The 9985-nt window shown below is 60.4% G+C and carries 10 protein-coding genes and 2 tRNA genes; 2 read left to right on the forward strand and 10 right to left on the reverse strand.

Annotated elements, in window-relative coordinates:
- The 10 genes from RSB01_RS11910 to murA form a co-directional block, all read right to left on the reverse strand.
- On the reverse strand, nucleotides 1–214 hold a 214-nt coding region (locus RSB01_RS11910; RefSeq protein WP_332625530.1), incomplete at its 3' end, for a biopolymer transporter ExbD.
- A gap of 5 nt (nucleotides 215–219) precedes the next feature.
- Nucleotides 220–1140, reverse strand: a complete 921-nt coding sequence (locus RSB01_RS11915) for a MotA/TolQ/ExbB proton channel family protein (RefSeq protein WP_332591332.1) — start codon at nucleotides 1138–1140, stop codon at nucleotides 220–222.
- Nucleotides 1141–1607: 467 nt separating this feature from the next.
- Nucleotides 1608–1683 (reverse strand) — tRNA-Phe (locus RSB01_RS11920).
- Nucleotides 1684–1765: 82 nt separating this feature from the next.
- Entirely contained in the window at nucleotides 1766–1933 is a 168-nt protein-coding gene (yacG, locus tag RSB01_RS11925; protein WP_332620399.1) for a DNA gyrase inhibitor YacG, read from the reverse strand.
- Nucleotides 1934–1935: 2 nt separating this feature from the next.
- On the reverse strand, nucleotides 1936–2979 hold the full coding sequence (locus RSB01_RS11930; protein WP_332625531.1) for a ribonuclease E/G: 1044 nt from the start codon (nucleotides 2977–2979) through the stop codon (nucleotides 1936–1938).
- Nucleotides 2951–3517 carry a nucleoside triphosphate pyrophosphatase gene (locus RSB01_RS11935; protein WP_332620400.1) on the reverse strand — a complete coding sequence of 189 codons (567 nt, stop codon included), beginning with the start codon at nucleotides 3515–3517 and terminating at the stop codon, nucleotides 2951–2953. The genes RSB01_RS11930 and RSB01_RS11935 overlap by 29 nt, the downstream gene beginning before the upstream one ends.
- Before the next feature lie 39 nt (nucleotides 3518–3556).
- On the reverse strand, nucleotides 3557–3775 hold the full coding sequence (infA, locus tag RSB01_RS11940) for a translation initiation factor IF-1 (RefSeq protein ID WP_003164348.1): 219 nt from the start codon (nucleotides 3773–3775) through the stop codon (nucleotides 3557–3559).
- A gap of 104 nt (nucleotides 3776–3879) precedes the next feature.
- Nucleotides 3880–4341 carry a UPF0262 family protein gene (locus RSB01_RS11945; RefSeq protein WP_332625533.1) on the reverse strand — a complete coding sequence of 154 codons (462 nt, stop codon included), beginning with the start codon at nucleotides 4339–4341 and terminating at the stop codon, nucleotides 3880–3882.
- A gap of 4 nt (nucleotides 4342–4345) precedes the next feature.
- Nucleotides 4346–4837, reverse strand: coding sequence for a DUF2948 family protein (locus tag RSB01_RS11950; RefSeq protein WP_332591328.1), 492 nt, complete (start codon nucleotides 4835–4837; stop codon nucleotides 4346–4348).
- On the reverse strand, nucleotides 4837–6129 hold the full coding sequence (gene murA / locus RSB01_RS11955) for a UDP-N-acetylglucosamine 1-carboxyvinyltransferase (RefSeq protein WP_332620668.1): 1293 nt from the start codon (nucleotides 6127–6129) through the stop codon (nucleotides 4837–4839). The genes RSB01_RS11950 and murA overlap by 1 nt, the downstream gene beginning before the upstream one ends.
- A 382-nt stretch (nucleotides 6130–6511) precedes the next feature.
- Between murA and RSB01_RS11960 the strand changes: the two genes are divergently transcribed.
- Both RSB01_RS11960 and RSB01_RS11965 read left to right on the forward strand, forming a co-directional pair.
- Nucleotides 6512–6586 (forward strand) — tRNA-Thr (locus RSB01_RS11960).
- Between the two features lie 198 nt (nucleotides 6587–6784).
- The coding region (locus RSB01_RS11965) for an amidohydrolase family protein (protein ID WP_332625534.1) at nucleotides 6785–9985 on the forward strand (3201 nt) is incomplete at its 3' end.

Genomic DNA, 9985 nt, shown 5'->3' on the forward strand with positions numbered 1-9985 from the left:
GAATGGAGATGAAGATGGGCTTAGGCGGATTCGGAGCCGGCGGTGCGACGGCACGAGGAAGTTCCACCGGCACCGACACAGTGGCGAGCGGAGCCGCCACCATGAAGATGATCAGGAGAACAAGCATAATATCCACGAATGGCGTGATATTAATTTCGCTGTTCGCCTGGACGGTGTACTTGCCGCCGCCGGAACCGGAAAGTTTGGCGGCCATCCGTCTTATGCTCCCTTGTCGAGCTGACGCGAGACCGTGTTCAGCAGTTCAGCTTGGAAGCCGTCGGCACGGGTGCCGTAAGCAGCAATCTTGGTGCTGAAGAAGTTGTAGAAGATAACGGCCGGGATAGCGGCGAACAGGCCGATACCGGTAGCCAGCAGAGCTTCAGCGATACCCGGAGCAACAACGGCCAGGTTGGTCGTGTTGGATTCGGCGATACCGATGAAGGAGTTCATGATGCCGTAAACGGTACCGAACAGACCGATGAACGGACCCGACGAACCGACCGAAGCCAGGAACTGTTGACCACCCGACAGGCGACCAGCGATGGTCGACTGAACAGCAGCAACTGCAGTTTCGATACGACCGACGGTCGAACCGCGGTGAGCACCGGCAACGTCAAGGCCAGCTTGGCGCGAGACTTCCAGTTCTTCGGTAGCTGCAGCAGCCATGTCGGCCAGCGGGTTACCGTCGAACTCTTCCGAAGTAGCAACGCGACGGATGTCAGCGATGGTACGGGCGCCGCGGAAGGCGTCCAGGAAGTTGTTGGTGGCTTTCTTCAGCGAACCGAATTCAACCAGTTTGATCAGCAGCAGAGTCCAGGTGACGATCGAGGCCAGAACGAGGCCCAGCATCACAACCTTAACGACCGGGTGAGCGATCAGGAACATGCCGATCGGGGTCAGCTTGCCGTGGCCACCGCCGACGGATTCGTTCAGCGATGCCGGTTCTTCGGCGGTTGCGGCAGCGTCGGCAGCCGGGGCTTCAGTCGAAGCCGGGGCAGCTGCATCAGCGGCAGTAGTGGTTGCGGCTGCGGCGGCCGGAGCGGCCGGAGCGGCGTCCTGCGCCAGAGCCGGCGAAGCAGCCATAAGGACGGCAGCGCCGGCCATGGCCAGGAGGATATTAGTCTTCTTGCTATCGAGCATGTTTCGCCAGTTCCTGCTTTGGTCTGACTCGTGGAACCTAAGAGACGCCCGCGTCAGTCGAACGCCTCTCAAATGAAATCGTAACCACCGCCGGATTTCTCCCCCGCCGGTAGGCGCCGCACCCCAAACTTACGCCTAAGCGCCAAGGCCGAGACAGCGGAATGAACAATAACTCACCCCTCCACCCCCGCAAGACCTGAATGCAGTTAAAGACCCTTTGACGAACGGGTCACGGAGCGTCAAGGCCGGAAAATAGCTTTTACCTGTTTGAAGAGGGGCAGAAGAGCGGCAACGCAATAAAATTGCTGTTACCAGACCAAACCAGCACGATAATCAGCAGCTGAGCGCCTAATTCGCGGACAAATTTCTGGCTTAAATTAAGTCCATTTCGCGGCAAACCTTCGCGAACACGAAAAACCCCAAGCGGCCCGCTTGGGGTATTGTTGTTATCTTAATATTTGGGAAGATGGTGCCCGGAGGCGGGTTCGAACCACCGACACGTGGATTTTCAATCCACTGCTCTACCAGCTGAGCTATCCGGGCATCTTCTCTTCGCTGCGGGCGTCTGCGCCGCGGCGAGGTGTGTGTCTATAGGGGCAGTGTTTCGGCCTGTCTAGAGGCTAATTCACTCAATTCCACGATCTTTTTCATCAAACTCAACTTCCTCGGCCGGGATAGCATAGCTACCCGAAAACCAGCGTTGCAGATCAACATCCGCACAGCGACGCGAGCAAAAAGGTTTGTACTGGGCCTCGGCCTCGTTACGGCGGCAAATCGGGCATTTCGCCATAATCTTTATCCCTGTTTGATAGTGAACGCCCCCGCCGGACCATCCGCAGACAGTCGCGCGCGCGGGCCAAGAGCCGCCACCAGCGGGGCAAGCCTTTTTGCGGATTCTGCACCACAGACCAGCTCGTAAACGGGCGTAGCCCGATCGCTTAACAGCGCGTGATGCAAGCGGCGCACGGAATCAAGCAGCACCGTGTCTCTATGGGCCAGTCTCTCGTCCAGCGGCGTATGCGACCACGGCACAGAAACCTGAAGCAGTCCAAAGCGGCTTAGCGGGCCAATCGCCACGCCATTCCATCCCGAAAACACAGCCTTGGCCAGGTTCACGATAGAATCGCCCTGAAAAGCGACGCCCGCCAGATCAATGGCAACGATTCCGCCCCAGTGCTTCAACCGCAACTGGCGCGCCACCTCGTTCAAACCAAAACGATTCACCGCGTCGCGGCCCTTGCGCGAATCCCGCCCAGGCAAGGGTGCATAGTCGATATCGGCCGCAATCAGGGCGCGTGTACGCTGAATCGCCAGATCCAGACCGACATCGGATCGTATAACGGATGTGCTGCGGGCTTCTTCTTCGGCATGCAGAGACATTTCCACGGCCTTTAGCCCCGTAATGATCTCTTCGCTTCCCGCAAGCTCGCGCAAAATCTGCGTAACACCGGGACCAGCCGAAAGGATTCGGGCATCCCCCTGCCCTTCGCCCAGATATTTCAGGGCCGGACCTTTGGATTCGCGAATCTCCGCAGAGACCTGCACGCGAACCTTCTGGCCTTCGGTAAGGTGAACCGCCTTGGGCAGCGACATAAAGCCGAACGGCTCGCCCGCGCCTGTATCTATAAAGGCGGCTTTCAAGCCCGGTTCGACCCGGGCCACGCGACCGACCAACTGGGTGCCGAGGCGGTTCTCGAAGCGGTCAGTGTCGCGCTCTATATATAGAGAGTGGACTTCGCCGTTCTGTGTGACGACAGCGCGGGTTTCGCCGGGCATCTCGTCGAGATAAAATTCCAGCCCGGCCACCACCTTATGCTGCCGGACGCCAGCCAGTACCATAAAGCAGATTACTGGCCTCAACGAGCGGCAAGCCCATCACGGCAGGATGGCTGCCGACAATGCGCTGGACAAAGGCCGCCGCACGGCCCTGAATTCCGTATCCACCCGCCTTGCCCTGCCATTCGCCAGACGCGACATAGGCGTCGATCTCGGCATCGGACAAGTGTTTGAAGGTCACGCGGGTATCCACCACACGCCACGCCGTGCGCCCTTGGGCAACAACAGCAATACCGGTGAACACGCGGTGATTGCGCCCCGACAAAAGCTTGAGGAAACGACGGGCTTCGGCTGCGTCAGCGGGCTTTTCCAGCAGACGACGACCAACAGCCACGACTGTATCGGCCGCCAGCACCACATCGTCAGGGTGCCGTTCCGCCACAACCGCTGCCTTGGAGCTGGCCAAACGCTGGGCCAGCCGCGCCGGCATTTCGGCCTTAAGCGGTGTTTCGTCGATATCGGCGGGATCGATCTGATCGGGTGTGATGCCGATCTGCGCCAGGAGTTCCACCCGGCGCGGGCTCGAGGAGGCCAAAATCAGCCTCCGAGCCGGTGCGTCAGAACGCGACAATCCGCGTCCTTACTTGAAGCGGTAAGTGATGCGACCCTTGGTCAGGTCGTACGGGGTCATTTCGACGAGAACCTTGTCGCCAGCCAGCACGCGGATGCGATTCTTGCGCATCTTGCCTGCAGTGTGGGCAATGATCTCGTGGTCGTTTTCCAGCGTCACGCGGAACGTCGCGTTCGGCAGCAGTTCGCTGACCACGCCGGGGAACTCAAGTAGTTCTTCCTTAGCCATGCGGCCTCTCTCGCCCGTTGAAACAGCAATAAGCTCGCGCGGGCTGGACGCGAGCCTCTCATAGGAGGGCGCTCTAATGCACCAAAAACTAGGATTAGTCGAGTTCAGCCACGTCGATATAAGGCGCAAACCAGTGTGAACAGGCGACGGGACGTCTCCTTGTCCAGTTCAACCTTACCTTCAAGGCGGTTTTTCAGCAGTTCCGCGCCTTCGTTGTGAAGGCCGCGACGGCCCATATCCACCGACTCGATCTGGCTGGGCGAAGAGCCTTTCAGCGCCTCGTAATAGCTTTCGCAGATCAGGCCGTAGTCACGGATGACCGTTTTGAGGGGGGTCAGGGACATGGCGTGGGTGCGCGTATAATCCTGACCGGAAATCTCGAACACCAGACGGTTGTCCTGCGAGGACAGGCGCAAGGCATAAGGTCCGCACTGCCCGCCTTCCGGCTGGAACATATTGGCCTCGACCAGATCGAAGATGGCGACGCGGCGCTCGTGTTCAATCTCTGCGGTTGGCGCAGGCAGGCTGCCATTATCGATATCGATTCGGGCCAGATCCACAGTCATCCCCTCAAGCTTCTTGTTCGGCGGCCGGATGTTCCGGCTCCGCCCCTGCGGGCCAACGATCCGACAGATCGGTCAGCACCGCATCAAGACATTCCACATCGATACGCAGATCACCACCACCGGCGAACATCATAATCACCCGCCCCGAAGGAGATTCGGTCGGGATGAAGTCCATGGCCAGAAGTTCCAGCGCCCCTTCCGGCGCGCGCGGCAGGCGACGGCTCTTGACCGCATGCACATCACCGAACTGCATGGCCGACATCACGCGCGTCTCGCCACACTCCCAGCAGAAACGCGACAGTACCAGCGTCAGGCGGCGCGCCTTGCGCTCCCAGCGGATATCGACAGGACGCATGATGGCGTCCTGAAGGGCCGCAGACATGATTTGCAGATCGATAGCATCGGCGGCGAGCAGGCGCAGAGGCAGGGCTTCCGCCTTGCCTTGCGAACCGTCATGGCTGTGTTGATCGCCGATGCTGTCGATCTCGCTGGTCATCAGTGCTCGGGGCCTTCACCCTTGATACGCCGGACATCTGCACCGCAGGCACCCAGTTTTTCTTCCATACGCTCGAAGCCGCGATCCAAATGATAGACGCGCCCCACCGTGGTTTCACCCTCGGCAGCAAGGCCCGCAATCACCAGAGACATCGAGGCTCGTAAGTCCGTCGCCATGACCTGCGCCCCGTGCAGAGCCTCTACGCCCCGCACGCGCGCCTCGCCTGCCGATACGGTAATATCGGCCCCAAGGCGCATCAGTTCCGGCGCATGCATGAAACGGTTCTCGAAAATCGTCTCGTGAATCACGCTTTCGCCATCGGCCAGCGTCATCAGGGTCATGAATTGGGCCTGAAGATCGGTGGCAAAGCCCGGATAGATTTCGGTCGTCACATCGACGGCCTGCAGGCGCTGGGCCGGATCGCGGCGAATAATAACATCGCCATTGGCTTCTTCGATCACTTCGACGCCCGAACGGCGCATCGGATCGGTCAGGGCCGTAATCAGGTCGGCGCGGCCCTTGGTCAGGCGCACTTCGCCGCCAGCCATGGCCGCAGCCAGAGCATAGGAGCCCATTTCAATACGATCGGGAATCACCGACCAGTCCGTGCCCTTCAGCGAGGTCACGCCGGTAATCACCAGTTGGTCCGTGTCCAGACCTTCGATCTTGGCTCCCATCGCCATCAGACAGCGGGCCAGATCGCCGATTTCCGGCTCCTTGGCCGCACGCTTCAGGACCGTGGTGCCATTGGCCATCACAGCCGCCAGAAGGGCATGCTCGGTCGCACCGACAGATACGAACGGGAACTCGATTTCGGCCCCCTGCAGGCCCTTGGGCGCGCTGGCGGTCACATAGCCTTCTTCCAGCTCGATATGTGCGCCCATGGCTTCCAGAGCCATCAGGTGCAGATCGACAGGGCGCGCTCCAATGGTGCAACCGCCCGGCAGCGAGACCTTGGCCTCGCCGGTGCGGGCCAGCAGCGGCCCCAGCACATTGAACGAGGCCCGCATCTGGCGAACCAGATCATACGGGGCAAACGTCGATGTCAGATGGCTGGCATCGAACAGGGTCTCTTGACCGTCCGCGCCGTCACCTTCGGTCACCAATATGCCGAACTCGCGCAGCAACGCGCCCAAAAAGCGCGTGTCTGCCAGACGCGGCATATTGGTAAGGCGCAGCGGCTCCGGCGTCAGAATCGATGCGGCCATCAGTTTGATGGCGGAATTTTTAGCGCCACTGACGGGAATCGAGCCGTTCAGGCGATTGCCGCCGTGGATGACAATGCTGTCCATGGGAACCTTCAGAACCAGTACCACTGTGGTCCGGTGGACCGGATATCTAGCAAGCCCGATACGCAGGTTGAAAGAGCTAGTTTTGATCCTTGGGTGAAGGACGGCTCGCCGCCCCCGGCATCTTGCGTCGCCGAAGGTTGGTTCGGAGCACCGCAGCCAGCTGTAAAGCCCGCTCTACCTTGGGATCGGACGGCTTTGGAGGTGCCTCGACGGCAAGCTGCGCCGCTTCATCATTTGTATCTGCCGCTGGAGAACCGTTGATATCGTGATCTGACATATCCATGTGTGTACCAGACATCGTGCAAAGATTTTGATCAAGCTTGCATTTTTACTCTTGCGCCCACCAAGAGTCGTTGGCTAAAAGCCGCCTCCTCAGCGAGACGCCGCCGTAGCTCAGTGGTAGAGCGCATCCTTGGTAAGGCTGAGGTCGGCAGTTCAATCCTGCCCGACGGCACCATACAGGCCTCTGTGTAACCCACAGAGGCCTGTTCCATTTTACGGCCCCGCTGAATTAACTTCGCTTTTCGCCCGATGATTCTTCATCATTGGGGTCGCAAATGTGGAGGTTATTTCGCCGCATCCCCCTCGCACACGCGCCATAGTCCCGTTAGCTTCGCTCCATCGAATAGTTTTCGAGGTTTAGAGGGGGGCTTCGATGAAGCATATTCTGCTGGCGACAGTGGCCATGATGGCCATCGCTACACACGCCACGGCTTATGAGGCCGCGGAAACACCCGCCAAATGGGATGTCCAGACCCTGACCGGGCCTACCCATGATGTCAAAATCGACGTCAACGAAGGCACGTGGATGTCGCTGGATGTCAGTCCTGACGGCCGCGAAATCATCTTTGACCTGCTGGGCGACATCTATGTGATGCCTATTGGCGGCGGTGAAGCCCGCGCCATTGCGTCGGGTGTGCAATGGGACATGCAGCCGAAATATTCGCCTGATGGCCGCTATATCGCCTTCACGTCCGATCGTGGCGGTGGCGACAATATCTGGGTGATGAACCGCGACGGTTCCAATCCGCGCCAGATTTCCAGCGAAACCTTCCGCCTGATTACCCAGCCGGAATGGACCCCCGACAGCCAGTATATTGTTGGTCGCAAGCACTTCACCTCGTCGCGCTCGCTGGGCGCAGGCGAAATGTGGATGTGGCACCGCAACGGCGGTGGCTCGGGCGTACAACTGACCGAACGCCGCACCCAGCAAAAGGATACGGGCGAACCCGCATTCTCGCCGGATGGCCGCTATCTGTACTACAGCGACGATACGACCCCGGGCGGCACTTTCGACTATTCGAAAGACCCAAACAGCCAGATCTATGTCATCCAGCGCCTTGATCGCGAAACCGGCCGCATCGCGCCGTTCGTGACCGGTCCGGGTGGCTCGATCGCCCCTACCCCGTCACCGGACGGCAAGACCCTCGCCTTCATCCGTCGTGACCGCTACCAGTCGGTCCTGTACCTGAAGGATCTGGAATCGGGCCGCGAGACGCCGCTCTATGCCGCGCTTGACCGCGACATGCAGGAAACCTGGGCCGTTCACGGCGTCTATCCGACCTATTCGTGGACACCGGACAACAAGTCGATCGTGATCTGGGCTGGCGGTAAAATCCGCAGCGTGGATGCTGCGAGCGGTCAGGCCACCGAAATCCCGTTCCAGGTAAACGATACCCGCACCGTCCAAAACGCTGTCCGCGCTTCGGTCGAAGTGGCTCCGAACGAGTTCGATGTGAAGCAGGTCCGCTTTGCCCAGACCTCGCCGGACGGCACCAAGGTCGTGTTCGAAGCTCTGGGTCGCCTTTATGTGCGCGATCTGCGTGCAGACGGCACGGCCGGTACGGCACGCCGACTGACCCGCCAGACCGACAATTTCGAAAGCCAGCCGCAATGGTCGCGTGACGGTCGCAACATCGTCTTCACGACGTGGAACGACCAGAACCTCGGTACCGTCCGCATCGCCCCCGCCTCGGGTGGCGAAGGCCGCGTCATTACCCGCCAGCCGGGTCACTATGTCGAGCCGACCTTCTCGCCGGACGGCCAGACTGTCGTCTATCGTGCAGCCACCGGCGGTTATCTGACCACGCCGCTGTGGAGCATGAACCCCGGCATCTATGCTGTGCCGGTGCGCGGCGGTGATGCCGCTTTGGTCACGGTCAGCGGCAGCCAGCCCCAGTTCGGTGCGCGCAACGACCGCCTGTTCGTCACCGCTTCGGCTGACGGCAAGCGCGTCCTGCGTTCGATGGACATTGATGGCTCCGACAGCCGCGACCATCTGGTCTCGGAATGGGCCGCAGAGTTCACCGTATCGCCGGACGAGCAATGGGTCGCATGGAACGAGCGTTTCAACGCCTATGTGGCACCGTTCGCCTCTTCGGGTCGTCCGATCACCCTGTCGGCTGACGGCAAGGCCCTGCCGCAGACCCGCATGACGCGCGATGCAGGCAAATGGATGCACTTCTCGGCTGATTCCAGCACCCTGCAATGGTCGCACGGGCCACAGCTGTTCCAGCGCAAGCTGTCGGACAGCTTCAGCTTCGTCGAGGGCGCACAGGCCGATCTGCCCAAGCCGCCGGAACAAGGCATCCAGCTCGGCTTCAAGGCCCAACAGGAAGTCCCGCAGGGCTATACCGTCCTGACCGGTGCCCGCATCATTACGATGAAGGGTAACGAGGTGATCGAGGATGGCGTTATCGTCATCAACGGCAACCGCATCGAACAGATCGGCGCACGCGGCAGCGTGACCCTCCCTGCCGGCGCCACCACCCACGACATGGCAGGCAAGACGATCATTCCGGGTCTGGTGGACACCCACTGGCACGGCGGCGTCAGCGCAGGCGACATCATCCCGCAGCAAAGCTGGATCAACTACGCTTCGCTGGCCTTCGGCGTCACCACCCTGCACAACCCGTCATCGGAAACCACGAACTTCTTCGCCCACAGCGAATTGGCGCGTGCCGGTATGGTAACGGCTCCGCGTATGTTCTCGACAGGCACCATCCTGTACGGAGCCACCACGCCGACCACCGCTGTCGTCAACAATATCGACGATGCCCGCAGCCATATGCGTCGCCTACAGACCTCCGGTGCCAACTCGGTCAAGAGCTATAACCAGCCTCGTCGTGACCAACGCCAGCAGATCATTCAGGCGGCCCGCGAACTGGGCATGAGCGTCGTTCCGGAAGGCGGCAGCCTGTATCACCACAACATGTCCATGCTGGTCGATGGTCACACCACCATCGAGCACTCGGTTCCGGTTGCGGTGATGTATAACGATGCCATGCAACTGTGGTCCCAGACCCAGACCGCCTATAACCCGACCCTCGTCGTGGCCTTTGGCGGTGCATGGGGCGAGATGCACTGGTACGAAACCACCGACGTCTGGAAAGACCCGATCCTGACCCAGTACGTCCCGCGTCCGATGCTGGATGCTGTCGCCCGTCGCCCGACCAAGGTGCCGGTCGAGGAGTTGAACCACATCAACGTCGCGCGTGAAGCCACCAAGCTGAACAACCTCGGCGTCACTGTCCAGATCGGTGCCCACGGCCAGCGTGAAGGCCTCGGCTCGCACTGGGATATGTGGATGTACCAGCAAGGCGGCATGACCCCGATCCAGGCCCTCGCTGCCGGTACCATCAATGGTGCCAAGGCATTGGGTATGGACCGCGACGTCGGCTCGCTGGAAGTCGGCAAACTGGCCGATCTGGTGGTGCTGGATGCCAACCGCCGCGTGGTGGACATCAATCCGGCCTACGAGCGCATGAGCGGCCTGTCACGCAAAACCGCGCGCAACAAGGAATTTTCGGCCCTGTACATCGATATCGCCGATGATGCCGGCGCCACAGCGAGTGTT

Origin of the sequence: Brevundimonas sp. (assembly GCF_036659295.1) — a bacterium.
In the GTDB taxonomy this organism is placed as follows: domain Bacteria; phylum Pseudomonadota; class Alphaproteobacteria; order Caulobacterales; family Caulobacteraceae; genus Brevundimonas.